General features: G+C 63.4%; 16 protein-coding genes. 11 read left to right on the top strand and 5 right to left on the bottom strand.

Annotated features, from left to right (window positions below):
- Positions 1-116: 116 nt before the first annotated feature.
- The 3 genes from ACIBW7_RS30430 to ACIBW7_RS30420 are packed head-to-tail and all read right to left on the bottom strand — an operon-like array spanning position 117 to position 3,114.
- Complete coding sequence (locus tag ACIBW7_RS30430) at positions 117-1,265, bottom strand: acyl-CoA dehydrogenase family protein (protein WP_397052251.1); 1,149 nt, start codon at positions 1,263-1,265, stop codon at positions 117-119.
- A gap of 1 nt (position 1,266) precedes the next feature.
- Positions 1,267-2,418, bottom strand: a complete 1,152-nt coding sequence (locus ACIBW7_RS30425; RefSeq protein WP_397052249.1) for an acetyl-CoA C-acetyltransferase — start codon at positions 2,416-2,418, stop codon at positions 1,267-1,269.
- Between the two features lie 39 nt (positions 2,419-2,457).
- Positions 2,458-3,114: a TetR/AcrR family transcriptional regulator gene (locus tag ACIBW7_RS30420; protein ID WP_397052247.1), complete on the bottom strand. Its 657-nt coding sequence runs from the start codon at positions 3,112-3,114 to the stop codon at positions 2,458-2,460.
- Between the two features lie 77 nt (positions 3,115-3,191).
- On the opposite strand from ACIBW7_RS30420, the gene ACIBW7_RS30415 reads away from it, so the two are divergent.
- A complete protein-coding gene (locus ACIBW7_RS30415) occupies positions 3,192-3,383 on the top strand; it encodes a ferredoxin (protein WP_397052246.1) in 192 nt (63 codons plus the stop codon).
- 10 nt (positions 3,384-3,393) lie between these two features.
- Here ACIBW7_RS30415 and ACIBW7_RS30410 read toward each other — a convergent pair whose 3' ends face one another.
- Positions 3,394-4,119, bottom strand: coding sequence for a TetR/AcrR family transcriptional regulator (locus tag ACIBW7_RS30410; RefSeq protein WP_397052244.1), 726 nt, complete (start codon positions 4,117-4,119; stop codon positions 3,394-3,396).
- 212 nt (positions 4,120-4,331) lie between these two features.
- Here ACIBW7_RS30410 and ACIBW7_RS30405 point away from each other — a divergent pair, with 212 nt between their 5' ends.
- The gene (locus ACIBW7_RS30405; protein ID WP_397052242.1) at positions 4,332-4,610 is read left to right on the top strand and encodes an alpha/beta fold hydrolase; all 279 of its coding nucleotides are present in this window, start codon (positions 4,332-4,334) and stop codon (positions 4,608-4,610) included.
- A gap of 234 nt (positions 4,611-4,844) precedes the next feature.
- On the top strand, positions 4,845-5,819 hold the full coding sequence (locus ACIBW7_RS30400; RefSeq protein ID WP_397052397.1) for an NAD(P)H-dependent flavin oxidoreductase: 975 nt from the start codon (positions 4,845-4,847) through the stop codon (positions 5,817-5,819).
- Positions 5,820-5,885: 66 nt separating this feature from the next.
- On the opposite strand, the gene ACIBW7_RS30395 is transcribed toward ACIBW7_RS30400, so the two are convergent.
- Positions 5,886-6,920 carry an MBL fold metallo-hydrolase gene (locus ACIBW7_RS30395; RefSeq protein ID WP_397052240.1) on the bottom strand — a complete coding sequence of 345 codons (1,035 nt, stop codon included), beginning with the start codon at positions 6,918-6,920 and terminating at the stop codon, positions 5,886-5,888.
- Between the two features lie 406 nt (positions 6,921-7,326).
- Between ACIBW7_RS30395 and ACIBW7_RS30390 the strand changes: the two genes are divergently transcribed.
- The 8 genes from ACIBW7_RS30390 to ACIBW7_RS30355 are packed head-to-tail and all read left to right on the top strand — an operon-like array spanning position 7,327 to position 15,889.
- Complete coding sequence (locus tag ACIBW7_RS30390; RefSeq protein WP_397052394.1) at positions 7,327-8,007, top strand: MlaE family ABC transporter permease; 681 nt, start codon at positions 7,327-7,329, stop codon at positions 8,005-8,007.
- A 13-nt stretch (positions 8,008-8,020) separates the two neighbouring features.
- Positions 8,021-8,905, top strand: a complete 885-nt coding sequence (locus tag ACIBW7_RS30385; protein WP_397052238.1) for an MlaE family ABC transporter permease — start codon at positions 8,021-8,023, stop codon at positions 8,903-8,905.
- Positions 8,902-10,068, top strand: coding sequence for an MCE family protein (locus ACIBW7_RS30380; protein ID WP_397052236.1), 1,167 nt, complete (start codon positions 8,902-8,904; stop codon positions 10,066-10,068). Before ACIBW7_RS30385 ends, ACIBW7_RS30380 begins: the two co-directional genes overlap by 4 nt.
- Entirely contained in the window at positions 10,065-11,087 is a 1,023-nt protein-coding gene (locus ACIBW7_RS30375) for an MCE family protein (RefSeq protein ID WP_397052234.1), read from the top strand. The genes ACIBW7_RS30380 and ACIBW7_RS30375 overlap by 4 nt, the downstream gene beginning before the upstream one ends.
- Complete coding sequence (locus ACIBW7_RS30370; RefSeq protein WP_397052232.1) at positions 11,084-12,106, top strand: MCE family protein; 1,023 nt, start codon at positions 11,084-11,086, stop codon at positions 12,104-12,106. Before ACIBW7_RS30375 ends, ACIBW7_RS30370 begins: the two co-directional genes overlap by 4 nt.
- A complete protein-coding gene (locus ACIBW7_RS30365; protein ID WP_397052230.1) occupies positions 12,103-13,314 on the top strand; it encodes an MCE family protein in 1,212 nt (403 codons plus the stop codon). The genes ACIBW7_RS30370 and ACIBW7_RS30365 overlap by 4 nt, the downstream gene beginning before the upstream one ends.
- On the top strand, positions 13,311-14,438 hold the full coding sequence (locus ACIBW7_RS30360) for an MCE family protein (RefSeq protein WP_397052228.1): 1,128 nt from the start codon (positions 13,311-13,313) through the stop codon (positions 14,436-14,438). The genes ACIBW7_RS30365 and ACIBW7_RS30360 overlap by 4 nt, the downstream gene beginning before the upstream one ends.
- Entirely contained in the window at positions 14,438-15,889 is a 1,452-nt protein-coding gene (locus ACIBW7_RS30355; protein WP_397052226.1) for an MCE family protein, read from the top strand. Before ACIBW7_RS30360 ends, ACIBW7_RS30355 begins: the two co-directional genes overlap by 1 nt.
- Positions 15,890-15,900: the final 11 nt, after the last annotated feature.

Genomic DNA, 15,900 nt, shown 5'->3' with positions numbered 1-15,900 from the left:
CGCGGTGGCTGATACAGTCGCCGGATGAACAGCCGATAAGGGCCCCGGACCTTGTGGTCCGGGGCCCTCAGCGTTGTTCACCTGGCTGAGCCGAAGCTAGCGGGTTGCCATCGGGTTCAGCGGGCAATCGCCCGTCCGATGAGTTCCTTCATGATCTCGGTGGTTCCGCCGTAGATGGTTTGGATCCGAGTATCGGTGTACGCCTTGGCGACCGGGTACTCGGTCATGTAGCCGTATCCGCCGTGTAGTTGCAGGCAGCGGTCGATTACGCGCTTTTGGAGCTCACTGACGTACCACTTGCCCTTGGCGGCATCGATAGGGTCGAGTTCGCCCGCGTTGTAGGCCAGCACAGATTTGTCGGTGTATGCCTCGGCGAGGTCGACTTCGGTCTGCATTTCGGCCAGTTCGAAACGGACATGTTGGAAGTCGGCGATCGGCTGGCTGAAAGCCCGCCGCTGCTTGCAATATTCGATGGTTTGGTCGAGGATCGCCCGCGTGGTCGCCAGCGCCTTGGCCGTGACACCGAGCCGCTCGCGTGGCAGATGACTCATCAAGTACTGCAGACCTTTTCCCTCCTCGCCGAGCAGATTCGCGTGTGGGACACGGGCATTCTCGAAGAACAGTTCTGCGGTGTCCTGACCGGGCAGCCCGATCTTTTCGAGTTTGCGTCCGCGTTCGAAGCCGGGAGTATCCCGTTCGACAACGAAGAGACTGAAACCACGCGAGCCCGCTTCCGGATCGGTGCAGGCGGCGACCACCACCAGATCGGCCATGATGCCACTGGAGATAAACGTCTTCTGCCCGTTGATAAGCCAGTCGTCACCGTCTCGGACCGCACTTGTGCGAATTCCGCGCAGATCGCTACCCGCCCCGGGCTCGGTCATGGCGAGGGCGCCGATGATCTCGCCCGCGGCGAAGCCAGGTAGCCAGCGCCACTTCTGTTCGTCGTTGGTGAGATCGAGCAGGTAGTGCAGGACCAGGTCGTCCTGCAAACTGATCGTCAGGTTGAACGACAGCGCGTTGATGCGTGACACTTCCTCGCAGACGACCATCCGATACCGATAGTCGTGAACGCCCGAACCGCCGTACTCCTCGGCGATTTCGAGTCCGTACAGGCCGGCGGCCGCGGCTTTCTTGTAGACCTCGCGGTCGATCCAGTGGTTCTCGTCCCATTTGTCCTTATTGGGTGCGACCTCCCGTTCGAGGAAAGCGCGAACCGTCTCGCGGTACGCCTCGTGGTCGGCCTCGTATAACCCCCGGCGCATTTCAGAGCCTTTCGATGATCGTTACGTTGGCCTGACCGCCGCCCTCGCACATGGTCTGCAGGCCGTAGCGGCCGCCGGTGCGCTCGAGTTCGTGCAGCAGCGAGGTCATCAGGCGGGCGCCCGTGGCGCCGATCGGGTGTCCGAGGGCGATCGCGCCACCGTTGATGTTGACCTTGGCGGGTTCCGCCCCGGTCTCGGCCAGCCAGGCGAGCACGACCGGCGCGAATGCCTCGTTGATCTCCACCGCGTCGATATCGTCGATCGACAACCCGGCCCGCTTCAGCGCGTGCTGGGTGGCGGGGATCGGAGCGCTGAGCATCATCACCGGATCCGCACCACGCACGGACAAGTGGTGGATACGCGCACGGGGAGTGAATCCGTAGCGCTCGACCGCCGCCTCCGAGGCAATCAACAGCGACGCGGCGCCATCGGAGATCTGACTGGCCACGGCGGCGGTGAGCCGTCCGCTCTCTGTCAGGGTCTTCAGCTGTGCCATCTTCTCCAACGACGTGTCGGCGCGTGGTCCTTCGTCGACCGAAACACCGGCGAACTCGGTGATCTCACGTGTGAAGTGACCCGCCTCGATCGCGTGCAACGCGCGGCGGTGGCTCTCGAAAGCGAAGGCCTCGTTGGCTTCCCGGCTCAGGTTCCAGTGCTCGGCCATCATCTCGGCACCGCGGAACTGGGAAATCTCCTCCGCACCGTACCGGGCTTCCCAACCCTCGCAGCCTGTCCACGGGTCGGTCGAGCCGAACGGTTCACCCGCCTGAAAAGCGCTCAAGATGGGAAACTGGCTCATCTTCTGCACGCCACCGGCCACGATGATATCGCTCGTTCCGCTCATCACCGCCTGTGCGGCGAAATGCACGGCCTGCTGGGCCGAACCGCACTGGCGGTCGATGGTGACGCCGGGAACCGACTCCGGCAGGCCCGCGGCCAGGGCGGCGGTGCGTGCGATATCGCCCGCCTGCGCTCCGATGTTGTCCAGGCAGCCCAGGATCACATCATCGATGTCCGCGGGATCGAATTCATTGCGGCCGACCACCGTCTTGATGACATGCGCGGCCATATCCGCCGGGTGCGACTGAGCGAAGCCGCCGCCTCGCTTGCCAACCGCGGTGCGAACGGCATCGATGATGTACGCCTCGGGCATGGGTTCCTCCTGAAGTGAAGCTGATTAATTTAATGTAGACTAAAATTCGGACAGTGTCGAACGGGTCTTACGAGGTCGGAGGTGGAGTGGGGGAGTCGCGCGATCTGCGGCGAGGCTGTTGTGCACGATCGACTGCGCGGTCGCGATGAGGTTGTCGAGTGAATCGTGGTCGGGACTCCACCACTCCGCTGTCCAGTTGAGTGCCCCGACAACGAGCATGCGAGCTATGCCGATATCCAGCCCTGGGCGCAACGCTCCGGAGTCAGCGAGTCGTTCCAGCAGGTTGCGCCAAATCGCGTGATAAGCAGCGCTTTCCAGATGTAGCGACGCGACGATATCCGGAGGTAACTGACCGGCATTGCGGGTCACGGCAGAGGCGAAGTCGGACAGTTCTAGCTCGATACGCAGGTGTGCCGCCACGGCCGCATCGATCAGATCGATCACCGGAGTCTCCGGCGGAGCCGAGCTGATTGCGTGCTGGACATGTTCACGCACCCGGCGCTGCCCCTCCCGCATCACCTCGGCGACCAGCTCGTTGCGTGATCGGAAGTAGTAGTAGACGGCGGGTGTGCGCAGTTGAGCCTGAGCGGCGATGTCGGCCAGGCGGGTGCCCGCGACACCTCGTCGACTGAGGATGTGGGCGGCCGCGGCGAGGATGCGTTCTCGAGTGGCGTTCATCGGGGATGCGATGGTCATCATCGGCTCCTCGTCTATTGACCGGTGGGGTAATCTAATTTATCTTCGATTCAAAACTAGCACCAAAGGAGGCAATGATGAAGGTCGTGGTCGATCGGAGCAAGTGCACGGGGCTGGGTATCTGCGAGTCCCTCGCTCCGGTGTTCTTCGAAATCGACGACAACGGCGAACTCGTCCAGCTCAAGGAGGACATCACCGACGCCGAGCTCGCCGCTGTCGAAGAGGCGGTGCAGGGGTGCCCGACGGAGGCGCTCCGTATCGTGCGCTGAGCGCCGGGGCTCAGGCGGATTCGGCTTCGGCTTTGACAGTCGTCTTCCGCGGTGCCCGTCGGCGCCGCGGTGCCGATGTGGACTCGCCGGACGTATCGGCTGTCGCGATCCCGGTGCGAATCAATGATTGTGCTGTGCGGATGACGGTTTCCAGCGATCCTCGACGAGGCGTCCACCACTCCGCGGCCCAGTTCAGTGAACCCATGATGAGCATTTGTGTGACATGCAGGTCCAGTTCGCTGCGGATCTGTCCCTCAGCGGCGGCATCTTTGATCAGTTTGCGCCAGATCGTGCCGTAATTCGCCTCTTCCGCGAGTTGACGGGCGCGCAGATGCTCGGGTACCTGGCCGCTGTTGCGGATCGCCGCGGTCGCGTAGTCGGATAGCTCGAGTTCGTGGCGCAGATGAGCATCGATGGCGATCATGATGCGGTCGATCGGCGCGACATCACTGGAAATCTCGTCGAGGACGCCCTGTAGATGTTTGACCATTTCCGCGATTCCACTCCACATGACTTCCTCGATGAGTTCTTCACGCGAGGGGAAGTAGTAATAGATCGCGGGAGCCTGGAGTTCGGCGTACTCGGCGACATCGCTCAGCCGCGTCCCGGCGTAGCCCTTCATGCTCAGCACATGCGCAGCGGCGTCCAGAATGCGCTGACGAGTCCGGGCCGATTTGGTCTCCGCTGATTGATCCTCGTCCGTCGCGTTGTGCTGCACCTTTGGTTTTCTAGCCACCGTTCAACTATAGGGCAGCTCTGGTGTGAGCTCTGTGGTGACACGGCACACTGCGGAACCGGTTTATCCGATTCTGTCCACATTTTCGAATCTATATTATATGATATTGTGTCGGCCTGTCTGAACCGAGACCCTGAAGATCCACAGGATGCGCTATGGGCGACCCAACGAAGCGTTCGGCGGCGGTTCCTCTCGCAGCGTACCGGGCAGGCATGGGTGAACCCGTACTTCTGATACACGGATTCACCCTCAACTGGCAATCGTGGGGCGGCGTAATCGACGAGCTGAGCGCCGACTTCGATGTGCTCGCGCCGACTCTGCCCGGCCGCTGGGGAGGTCCGGAGGCCGATCGGCCGCTGACGATCGCCGGTTTCACGGACTTCCTCGAGCGTCAAATGGACGATGTCGGATGGGCCGACGCGCACGTGGCCAGGAACTCGCTCGGTGGCTGGCCCTGGAGCTCGCGGCTCGTGGGCAACCGCGGTCAGTGACCGCGGTTGCGCCTGCTGGACTCTGGCAGCCCGGTAGTGCCGCCGTTGAGGACGTCCGGCGGAAGTTCCGCAGATTCTCCCAGGTAGCGCCGGCCATGCGGTTCGCGGCGCATCCCGCCGTGCCTGACATGGCGCGCCGTGCACTGAGTCAACTTCATATATTAATTTAATATAATGTAGAAACTGATGCCCGCCGACGGGATGTTCCGTCGGCCGAACCATGAACGGTGGTAGCTGATGCTTCCCGATGTCCTCTGCTCACGACTTGCGCTGCCGGTCGTGGCAGCGCCGATGTTCATTGTCTCAGGTCCGGAACTAGTTGTGGCGCAATGTATCTCGGGGGTTTTAGGGTCGTTTCCGGCACTCAATGCGAGGCCGGTGTGCATGCTGGACGATTGGCTGGCGGAGATTTCCGAGCGATTGGCCGCTCACGACGCGGCAATCGACGGCTCGCGCAAGACGGCGCCGTTCGCCGTGAACTTGATCGTGCACAAGAGCAATGCGCGCATCGAAGATGATCTCGAGCAGTGCGTGCGCCATCGGGTTCCGTTGGTCATCACCTCGCTCGGCGCTCGCGAGGACGTCAATGATGCCGTGCACTCCTACGGCGGAATAGTGCTGCACGATGTGATCAATGACCGGTTCGCGCGAAAGGCGATCGAGAAGGGCGCGGACGGGCTGGTCGCTGTCGGTGCGGGCGGTCATGCGGGGGCTTTGTCTCCGTTCGCGCTCGTGCAGGAGATCCGGCGGTGGTTCGATGGTCCGCTGCTCCTGTCCGGTGCGATCGCGCACGGCCGATCGGTGCTGGCCGCTCAGGCGGCGGGCGCTGATCTCGCGTATGTCGGTTCGGCATTCATCGCGGCCCGGGAAGCGAACGCTGCTCCCGAGTACAAGCAGTGCATCGTCGACAGCGCGGCGTCCGACATCGTGTACTCGAATTACTTCACCGGCGTGCACGGCAACTTCCTTCGAAGCAGTATTTCCGACGCTGGGCTGGACCCTGACAATCTGCCCGCTGCCCTTGGGCGCACGTTCGGCTCGGTTGCCGACGAGTCGAAACCGAAGGCATGGAGTCAGATTTGGGGCTCCGGCCAGGGCATCGGCGTGATCGACAAGGTCGAGAGCACTGCGGCGATCGTGGAGCGAATGCGGGCCGAGTACGAGCAGGCGATGGACTCCATCACCGCGGCGGCATGGGTGAACACTTGATGTGATGGTTCGGCGGACAGCCGCGGGTGTCCGCCGAACCGGCGATCGAATATGGGGCCCAGCCGATTACGCGCTGAGAGCGTATGTGCGCACGTTGCGCCGATCGGTGTAGGTCACCCGGCCGAGCATGGCCAGCACATCGAGGTGCGCATGGATCTCGGTAACCGCGGACAGTTGGTGGTCGATCGGCAATTCGTCGAGTCGGAGGTCCCGGCGAGTCCATCGCAATGCGCGGGCCACCTCGTAGGCGGTCGACGAGCCTGCCGCCACCTCGTCGCAGATTTCGTCCAACCGACGTTGATGGTGGTGCAGCAGTTGTTCGATGCGGCTGTGGCTGCTGGTGGTCACTGGACCGTGCGACGGCAGCACGGCCGAGTCCGGTAGCCCGTGCACCAGTTCGAGGGAGGAAATGTAGGAGCGCAGCGGATGCGCTTCGGGCGCCCATTCGAAACCGATCGATGGCGTGATGTGCGGAAGAATGTGGTCGCCGGAGAACAGCAATCGGCTGTCAGCGTGATAGAACACGACGTGGCCCCGGGTGTGTCCGGGCGTCGAGATCACCTCGATGTCCCCGTGGCGGAGCCGGATTCGGTCACCGTGTTCGAGCCAGCGGTCTGGCGCCCCGAAGGAAATACCCACCTCGTTATCGGGTGCCGGGGTGTAGGCGAGTTCCCGGGCGAGTTCCGGTGCGCCGCAGCGGGTGAGCAACTGGGCGTGATTGGGGAAGCGTCCGGCATCGGTCCGGTATCCCATGATGCTGTGGCGTTCTTCCCTGCCGACCAACAGCTCACAGCCGAGTGTGCTGCGCCAAGCGTAGGCCTGGGAGTAGTGATCCCAGTGGTGGTGTGTGGCAAGGCAGGTGACGATGTCGTCGAGCCGGTATCCCAGCTGGCGCAGCGCCTCGATCATGGCGGTTTCGGTCTGCGGCCCATACCAGCCCGGGTCGATGACCACGAGCCCATCCGTGGTCTCCAGTACGTAAGCGTTGACGGTGCCGAGCCCATCGAGGGGAAGTGGGAGGGGGACGCGGTGGATACCGCGCGCGACCTGGTGAGCGCCGGGTTCGGACCAATCCTCGGGTTGATCGGTAACCAGCGGCATATGCACCACTCCCTTTTCATATATGGGGGACAATACTTATCTACTATAGATTAGAAAGTGTTCGCAGATCGAGTGGCATGTGACACTTGTGGATAAGCCGACTTATGTTACGCTTCCGATGTGATCCGGGGCACACGCTGTGATCGCCTATTCGGATGACGCGAGATCGGCTCGCATGCCTTCCGCGCTTTGGTGTCGCGGGAGCTCTAGGGTCGTGGAATTTAATCAAACATAGATAAGACTTCTGTTCATTTGACCAGGAGTGCGGGAAGGCTCGTCAATGGTGGACAGTGCTGTGTCCGTCGAGAGGTCGGCACCGGGTCGCTGGGACGGTGCGGCAGCGAAGGTCGCGATCGTGCCGCGTGCCGTGGGGCAGTTCTTCGGAACCACACTGGATACGTTGCGCATGGTCCCGCGGCGTCCGTTCCAGGTTCGCGAATTCATCGAGCAGTCGTGGTTCATCGCGAGTGTATCGATCGTCCCGACTTTGCTGATCGCGATCCCGTTCTGCGTCATGGTGATCTTCCAGATCAATGTGCTGCTGAACGAAGTCGGTGCCATCGACCTGTCCGGCGCCGGTGCGGGCATGGCGGTCATCCGCGAGATCGGGCCGGTGGCGACGGTTCTGGTGGTGGCGGGGTGTGGCGCCACGGCCATCTGCGCCGACCTCGGCTCTCGCACCATCCGCGAGGAGATCGACGCCATGCGGGTACTCGGGATCGACCCGCTGCAGCGGTTGGTGGTGCCGCGAGTGCTCGCCTCCACCATGGTGGCGGTCTTCCTCAACGGTCTGGTGACCGCGGTCGGCCTGACGGGCGGATATCTGTACGCGGTATTCCTGCAGGGCGCGACTCCGGGCCAGTTCATCACCGCGATTCCGATCCTCACCGGAATACCGGATCTGCTGGTCAGTGAGCTGAAGGCCGGTGTGTTCGGGTTGCTCGCTGCGCTGGTCGCCTGCCATCTCGGATTGAACGCGAAGGGCGGGCCGAAAGGCGTCGGCGACGCCGTGAATCAGACCGTCGTCTTCAGCTTCGTGCTGCTTTTTCTTGCCAATTCCATCATCACCACCCTGTGGCTGAACTGAACGGACCATCGAGATGAGTACAACCAGCGAATACGGCGTCGCCGATGCGCTGCGTCGGAAAGGGCTGGGGCGCAGGATATTCAGTGCTGCCGCGAGCCAGGTCGACGGGGTCGCCGGACTCGGCGATCAACTGTCGTTCCATCTGCACGGCATCGGCTGGATCCCACGCACGCTACGCCGCTATCGGCACGAGACGATTCGACTGGTGGCCGAGGTCAGCCTGGGCACTGGTGCGCTGGCGGTCATCGGCGGAACCATAGTGATCGTCGGATTCCTCACGGCCGCAGCCGGTTACGAAGTCGGTCAACAGGGCAGCAACTCGCTCGGCCGAGTCGGGATCGAGGCGTTGTCCGGCTTCATCTCCGCCTTTTTCAATACCCGCGAAGCCATTCCCGTCGTGGCCGGTGTCGCGCTCACCGCGACGGTCGGCGCCGGATTCACCGCGCAGCTGGGTGCGATGCGGGTGAGCGAGGAGATCGATGCACTCGAAGTGATGTCGGTGCCCGCGGTGCCGTACCTGGTCACCACCCGCATTCTCGCCGGGTTGATCGCAATCGTGCCGCTGTACGGGATCGCGCTTTTCATGGGGTACGCCTCTACCCAATTCGTCAGCATCGTGCTGTCGGGCCAGTCGCAGGGCACCTACTCGCACTACTTCAATGTGTTCCTGGTGCCCAGCGACGTGCTCTGGTCGCTGGTCAAGGTGATCGCGTTCGCGCTGGTGGTCATGTCCGTGCACTGCTACCACGGCTACCACGCCTCCGGTGGACCGGCGGGTGTCGGCGTGGCCGTGGGGCGCGCGGTGCGCGCCTCGCTCATTTCGATCATGATCATCGACCTCATCATCGGCATCGCCGTCTACGGCGGCATTCACTCGACGGTGCGGGTGTCCGGATGAAACTCGAAGTCTCCCGCCGCCGCGCACTCACTCTGGGTCTGAGCGCCGTGTTCGCGTTCGTTTTGGCCGTGACGGGTGCGATCGCCTCCTGCAGTGGAACATTCGTCTCGACCACGCGCGTATACCTGTATTCCGATCGAGCCGGTCTGTTGATGGCACCAGGATCGGACGTCAAGGTGCAAGGCGTGGTGATCGGTCGGGTCAGCACGATCGACCTCGACAACGAACGGGCAAAGCTCACCCTCGATCTGGATCCGAGTCAGGCTCGACGTCTGCCGGCCAATATCGGCGCCGAAATCGCGCCTACCACACTGTTCGGACGCAAGTTCGTCACACTGCTGCTGCCCGAACAGCCGACGGCCACCACACTGACTGCCGGGACCATAATCGACGGCTCGAAGGTGACCGTCGAAATCAACGACATCTTCCAGACACTGCTCACCGTTCTGAAAACCCTGGAGCCGCAGAAGGTCAACGCGACCCTGACCGCTCTGGGGACCGCATTGGACGGGCATGGCGGACGTTTCGGGGACCTCATGGTGGCCCTCGACCGCTACCTCGGGCAGTTCAACGATTCGATTCCGACGCTGCAGCGCGACGTCCCGCTGATCGCCGACAATCTGGACACCCTGGCGGCGGCAACTCCCGACCTGATGACGACGATGCGGAATTTCTCGACCAGCAGTTCCACGATCGTCGAGAAGCAGGCGAGCTTGAGCGCTTTCCTGCTCTCGTTCACCAACTTCGGCAATACCGGCAGTTCGTTTCTCGACTCCTCGGCAACCCCGCTCATCGGCGCGGTGCAGGCGTTGGAGCCGACGACCCGTGTACTCGCCGAGCAAGCGCCGTCGTACCCGTGCTTCCTGTCCGCGCTCAATGACGCTCGCAAGTATTTCGAGCGTGCGTTCGGCGGTGGGCGGCCGGGCCTGAATGCCCTGGGCACCATCTTGATGGGTGACCCGCCGTACACCTACGCGAAGGATCTTCCCGTGAACGGTGCCGACAATCCGCCGAGCTGCCACGGCTATCCCTTCGGACCTGGCAGTGCCCCGCTCGGCCACACCGATTTCAACACCGGCACAACGGTGTACGGCCCGGCCCGGTCAGCGGAGGACTTCATCGGCAACCCCTTCGCCCCGCTGATCTACGGACTGACCCGATGACCGCCCGCCACGCCGGAGTGAAGCTGACGATCTTCCTGGCGATCACCTCCGTCGTCTCGGCCATGCTCGTCGTGGTCATCGGTGACCTGCGTTTCGTGTCCACCCGCGGCTACCACGCCTTGTTCACCTCCGCATCGGGGATGAAGGTCGGCGACGATGTGAAGGTCGCAGGGGTGCCTGTCGGCAAGGTGAAGTCGGTGGACTTCGCGCACGACAAGCTCGTCGAGATCGCGTTCACCGTCGACCGCGACATCGAGGTCCTGCGCAGTTCCACTGTCGCGATCCGGTACAAGAACCTTATCGGCGACCGCTATCTCGAGGTGATGGTAGCGCCGGACGGCTCGGGGGAGCGGCCGGAAGGTGATCCGATTCCGGTGTCGCAGACCAAACCCGCGCTTGATATCGACAGCTTGGTCAACGGGTTCAAGCCGTTGTTGCAAGGCCTCGATCCCGACGATGCCAACAAGCTGTCCGCGTCCCTGATCGCGGTGCTCAACGGTCAGCAGCAGAGCATCGCCGACTTCATCCGGCAGATGGGGTCGCTGGGTAACACCCTCGCCGACCGCGACCAGGTTATCGGCGAGACGATCCAGAGCTTGGACGTCGCGCTCGGCGCCATCCACGACACCGGCGACAAGTTCGACCATCTGGTCGTCGATCTGCAGTCCCTGATCAGCGGGCTCGACAACGACCGCGCCACCATCACCGCGGGCTTGGACCAAATCGATGCGGGTGCAGCCGAAGTCGCGCAACTCCTGGTGGACAACCGGCCCGCCATCGGCGGTGACATCGAGGGGCTGAAGCAGTTGGCGAGCAACCTCAACGCCGACTCGAACACATTGTCGCTGTTGCTGGCGAAGCTGCCCACGACCTATCCGCTCATCACGCGGGTAGGCAGCTACGGCAGCTTCGTCAACTGGTTCGTATGCGGTCTGGCGATCCGATACCCCGCCATCGGCGGTGGCTACCAGGACACCCCGATGTTCGTCGCTCCCGCCGAAAGGTGCCAAGCCAGATGACAAAGCAAAAGCAGCAAAAGCAGCGGAAGACGTTCTCCGAACGCAATCCGGTCCGGCTCGGACTCGTCGGCACCGGGATCGTGATCGCGTTGCTCGTAATTGTTTTCAACTACGACAACATCCCGTGGTGGCCAGGACGGAGCACGATCGTGGCCGAGTTCGCCGATGCCAGCGGGCTGACTACCGGTGACGCGGTCCAGATCTCGGGCATCAAGGTCGGCAAGGTCGATTCCATCGGGCTCAGCGGCGACCACGTCGATATCACCCTGAAGATCGATACACACGGACAGGCCCTCGGAAGCCGCACTATGGCGGCGATCAAGGTCGAGACAGCGCTCGGCCGACGGTTCGTCGAATTGCAGCCCGACGGCGACGGTCGCTCGGTGAAGCGAATTCCGTTGGACCACACCACATCCGGATTCGACCTCACCGAAGCACTGAACCAGCTCACCGGCCGCCTGCAGGGCACGGACAAGAAGCAGCTGGCCGATGCGGTCGACAGCCTGTCGAAGGTGATGGACACGCTCCCGGACAACTTGAAGTCCTCACTCGACGGCGTATCACGGTTGTCGGCGACGATCGGCTCCCGTGACAGCGCGTTACGTGATCTGCTCGGGCACGCGAACTCGGTCACCGGCGTTCTCGCCGAGCGCAATCAGAATCTCACCGCGCTGCTGACCGATGGCGGATCCTTGTTCGCGGCGCTCAACGACCGAGCACAGGTCATTCGGGCGCTGCTGACGAACGTGAAGACCGTCAGCGACGAACTGCGCGCCTTGGTCAAGGACAACACCGCGACCACCGCGCCGATGCTCGCCGAACTGGACCGGGTCGTGGGCCTGCTCAACACGAATTACGACAACATCAACGCCGCGATTCTCGGGCTGCGCCCGTATGTCAGCCAGCTCGGCGAGGCGGTCGCTAGCGGACCCTTCTTCGGCGCATTGCTGCAGAACATTGCGCCGGCGAACCTCAATGGGCAGCAGCCGGGAAGCCCTGGACAAGGCAGTCACCGATGAAATCCTTGCGCGCGGGTATATCCCGTATTCCGTTGCCCGGCCGGATCCTGGCCGTCTTGATCGCCGTGGCTCTGGTGACCACTGCCGCGACGTGGTGGGTGACCAACCGTTCGACCGTGCGTATCACCGCATTCTTCACCAACTCGGTGGGGCTCTACCCAGGTGATCGGGTGACGCTGCGCGGTGTTCCGGTGGGCGAGATCGATGACATCGCACCGGTCGGCGATCGCGTCCGGGTCACAATGCATTTCGACGCATCACATCCGGTCGCCGGCGATACCCATGCAGTCATCGTCGCCCCGACCTTGGTGTCGGGTCGATACATCCAGCTCACACCGAAACGCGGCAACGAGCCCATACTCGCCGACGGTTCGGTGATCCCGCTCGAGCGCACCGCGGTGCCGATCGAATACGACCAGATCAAGCGTCAAGTCACCGATCTGGCCACCCAGCTCGGCCCCAAGGACGGCGACCCCACCGGGACGCTGACTCGGTTCACCGACGCGACCGCCAAAGCGTTGCAGGGCAACGGGGCAACGCTCAATCAGACACTGGTGAATCTGTCGCAGGCGATGCGGACCCTTGCCGACGGCGGCCCGGATCTGTTCGCGACGGTCCGGAACCTGCAGGCCGTCGTTTCGGCCCTCACCGCCAACGACAACCAGGTCCAAACCTTTGTCAACCAGCTTGCCGGGGTATCGAATCTGTTGAACGACAATCGGACTCAGCTGGCCGCGGCGCTACAGTCCCTCCAGGCGATGCTGCCGCAGATCCGGACGTTCGTCGCCGACAACCGCGACGCGCTGACCAAAAATGTCGGGGACCTGACCCATATCACGCAGTTGCTGGTCGACCGTGAGGACGATCTCGCCCAGATCCTGCATCTCGGACCGACGGCGATCGACAACTTCTACAACATCTACGATCCGCAGTCGCACTCGTTGACCGGCAATCTGGCGGTACCGGACTTCCCGGATCCGATGTCGCTGATCTGCGCGCTGCTGACCACGGTGAACGCGCCTCAGGAAGAGTGCTCGCGCGCGAGCGCGCACTTCGGGGACCTGTTCGGCGCGGCTGCTCGGGCGGCCATGGGCGGCGCGGCACCCGCTCCGGCGCCCAGTCCGACCGGCGAACTTCCTGGATTGCCGCCCGGATTGCCGGCCATCCCCGGCCTGACCGACATACTCATCCCGGGAGCAGGACGATGACATCCTCCACCATGTTGCGCACGGGCGGTGTGCTGCTCATGAGCGCGCTACTCACAACGGGGTGCCGATTCGACGGCGCAAACTCGATTCCATTGCCGGGCAACGCGATTCATGACGGTGCCTATACCGTGCAGGTCGAGTTGCGTGATACGCAGAATCTGGTGGCGAATTCATTCGTGAAGGCCGACAACGTCACAGTCGGCATGATCACCTCCATCGCGGTGCGTCACAACATCGCGGTGGCCACCCTGAAGCTCGATAAGGGTGTGCGCCTGCCCGCCACCGTGAAAGCGAGATTGGCGCAGACCAGTGTGCTCGGCGCCCAGTATCTCGAACTCACCACGCCCGGTGACGCATCCGGTGGCGAACAACTGCGCGACGGGGATGTGATCCCGCTGTCGGCGAGTTCGGAGTACCCGGCGACCGAGGAGGTGCTCGCCGCATTGTCGCTCGTGCTCAATGGCAGTGGCCTACAACAGATCCGGACCATCATGTCTGAGCTGAACCAGGGATTCGCCGGTCACGAGGACGCGATCAATCGGTCGTTCAGCCGCCTGGCGACATTCGTCGACGGCCTGGATGTCCAGCGCGACGACATCGTGCGCGCCATCGACAGCCTCGACGCGTTCTCCCAGGAACTCGCCCGGCAGAAGGACACCCTCGGCACCGGGATCGAGCAGATCCAACCGGCGCTGAGCATCCTCGGCGAGCAGAAGACACAGCTGGTATCGATGCTCGACCGAGTCGGTGCGTTCGGTCAGCGAGCGACGCAGGTGCTGCGGTCCAGCAGCGACGATCTCACCGCGGAGCTGCACAACCTCGAGCCGGTCTTGAGCCAACTGGCCGCGGCCGGATCCGATCTCACCGGCTCCCTGCTCGTCGCCGCGACCTTCCCATTCCCGGTCACGGTCGCCGACAAGGCCATCAAGGGCGACTACGTGAATCTGTTCCTCACCCTCGACCTCAGCGTCGAGACCATCCGCGACAAGATCATCGGCAGTATTCCGCTCGGAGACCTGATTCCGATGTCCAACCGGGCGGTCGATCCGCTGATCGCGCCGACACAAACAGGTCCCGCCGGTCAGCCCGCGCCCGTGAACGCCGACCAGGACGGAGGCCGGTGATGAAGACCCGCTTGATCAAGGGCCAGCTGATCGTATTCGCACTGCTCGCGACCGTCAGCCTGGTTTACGGCGCCATCAACTACATCGGCATCCAGCGCGTTACCCGGATCGGAACCTACACGGTGACAGCCGATTTCGCCGACGCCGGTGGGATTTACGAATCCGCGACGGTAACCTACCGAGGCGTCGAGGTCGGTCGGGTCACCGGCGTGGATCTGAACAACGGCACTGTCCGGGTCCGGATGCAGCTGCGCAGCGGCTGGCATATTCCGGCCGCGGCGGCGGCCGCGATCAAGAGCACGTCCGCGATCGGCGAGCAGTACGTCGACCTGATTCCGTCGGACGAGCGAGGCCCCTACCTTGCGGACGGCTCGGAGATTTCCGAGTCACGAACGACCGTGCCCATCCCGACGAGCAAGGTGCTCGATGATACGCAGGCCCTGCTGGCCAGTGTGTCCACCGACTCACTACATGCCGCGCTGGACGAAACCTTCCAGGCGGTCAACGGCACCGGTCCCGCACTCGCTTCATTGATCGAGTCCTCGGCGAAGTTCCTCGATCTGGCCCAAGCCGATATCGGGCCGACCATCACCCTGATCAACGACGCGGAACCGTTGCTGCGCACCGGTAACTCTGTGCGCACCGAACTCCGTTCCGCGGTACGGGATCTGGGTTCCTTCACTGATCAGCTCGTGCACAGCGACGGCGACCTCCGCGGCGTTCTCGACCAGGGCCCGTCCGCCGCGGACACCGTTGCGGGCACACTCACGGACCTGAGCACACCGCTGCCGACCATGCTTGCCGATCTGCAGACGGTTGGTCAGGTGCTGCGTGTCAACGTTCCCGGACTGCGCCAGATCCTGGTGGTCTACCCGGCTCTCGCCGCGGCTGTCGATTACAGCGTGGTGGGCGGAGGATTCCAGACCGACGGCAATCTGCTCGCGCCGGCCGCGGCGCTGGACGTCAAACTCGGCAATACCCTGAACCCGCCACCGTGTACCGAGGGATACCAGGCCACGCAACGACGCGACCCGTCCGACACCGGCCCGGCCGCGGTCCCGCGCGACAACTACTGCAAGGTCGCCCCGGACGATCCGAAGGTTATTCGCGGTGCCCGCAACACGCCTTGCGCCACCGATCCGTCCGTCCGTACCGCAGATGTTGCCAACTGCCCGAAGGGGCTGCCGTCGACCTGGCCGGAAATGCTTGCGCACCCCGGTGATTCGGAGCCGGCGGCGGTACCGAGGCCGGCGGCACCGGCTGCGCCCGCGCATCCCGAGCCCGCTGCCGCACCGCGAACCGCCGCGCCGGCCGCACTGGCCGTGCCGTACGCCGAAGGCGACGGCACCTTCCGAGGCCCCGACGGTCTCACCTATGTCTTCGGGCTGTCGGCCCGTAGTGCCGCCTACGGAGAGGAGAACCAGGGATGGCAATCATTGCTGATCAAGTAGAAGCCGATCGA

Source organism: Nocardia sp. NPDC049526, from assembly GCF_044465765.1.
Taxonomy (GTDB): domain Bacteria; phylum Actinomycetota; class Actinomycetes; order Mycobacteriales; family Mycobacteriaceae; genus Nocardia.
The sequence above is the reverse complement of the archived record's forward strand: the minus strand, read 5'-3'. Positions and strand labels throughout refer to the sequence as shown.

What these genes read in the sequence shown, in the direction of transcription:
- ACIBW7_RS30430 (WP_397052251.1), bottom strand. Translation starts at nt 1,265, where the DNA reads ATGCGCCGGGGGTTATACGAGGCCGACCACGAGGCGTACCGCGAGACG.
- ACIBW7_RS30425 (WP_397052249.1), bottom strand. Translation starts at nt 2,418, where the DNA reads ATGCCCGAGGCGTACATCATCGATGCCGTTCGCACCGCGGTTGGCAAG.
- ACIBW7_RS30420 (WP_397052247.1), bottom strand. Translation starts at nt 3,114, where the DNA reads ATGACCATCGCATCCCCGATGAACGCCACTCGAGAACGCATCCTCGCC.
- ACIBW7_RS30415 (WP_397052246.1), top strand. Translation starts at nt 3,192, where the DNA reads ATGAAGGTCGTGGTCGATCGGAGCAAGTGCACGGGGCTGGGTATCTGC.
- ACIBW7_RS30405 (WP_397052242.1), top strand. Translation starts at nt 4,332, where the DNA reads ATGGGTGAACCCGTACTTCTGATACACGGATTCACCCTCAACTGGCAA.
- ACIBW7_RS30395 (WP_397052240.1), bottom strand. Translation starts at nt 6,920, where the DNA reads ATGCCGCTGGTTACCGATCAACCCGAGGATTGGTCCGAACCCGGCGCT.
- ACIBW7_RS30390 (WP_397052394.1), top strand. Translation starts at nt 7,327, where the DNA reads ATGGTCCCGCGGCGTCCGTTCCAGGTTCGCGAATTCATCGAGCAGTCG.
- ACIBW7_RS30385 (WP_397052238.1), top strand. Translation starts at nt 8,021, where the DNA reads ATGAGTACAACCAGCGAATACGGCGTCGCCGATGCGCTGCGTCGGAAA.
- ACIBW7_RS30380 (WP_397052236.1), top strand. Translation starts at nt 8,902, where the DNA reads ATGAAACTCGAAGTCTCCCGCCGCCGCGCACTCACTCTGGGTCTGAGC.
- ACIBW7_RS30375 (WP_397052234.1), top strand. Translation starts at nt 10,065, where the DNA reads ATGACCGCCCGCCACGCCGGAGTGAAGCTGACGATCTTCCTGGCGATC.
- ACIBW7_RS30370 (WP_397052232.1), top strand. Translation starts at nt 11,084, where the DNA reads ATGACAAAGCAAAAGCAGCAAAAGCAGCGGAAGACGTTCTCCGAACGC.
- ACIBW7_RS30365 (WP_397052230.1), top strand. Translation starts at nt 12,103, where the DNA reads ATGAAATCCTTGCGCGCGGGTATATCCCGTATTCCGTTGCCCGGCCGG.
- ACIBW7_RS30360 (WP_397052228.1), top strand. Translation starts at nt 13,311, where the DNA reads ATGACATCCTCCACCATGTTGCGCACGGGCGGTGTGCTGCTCATGAGC.
- ACIBW7_RS30355 (WP_397052226.1), top strand. Translation starts at nt 14,438, where the DNA reads ATGAAGACCCGCTTGATCAAGGGCCAGCTGATCGTATTCGCACTGCTC.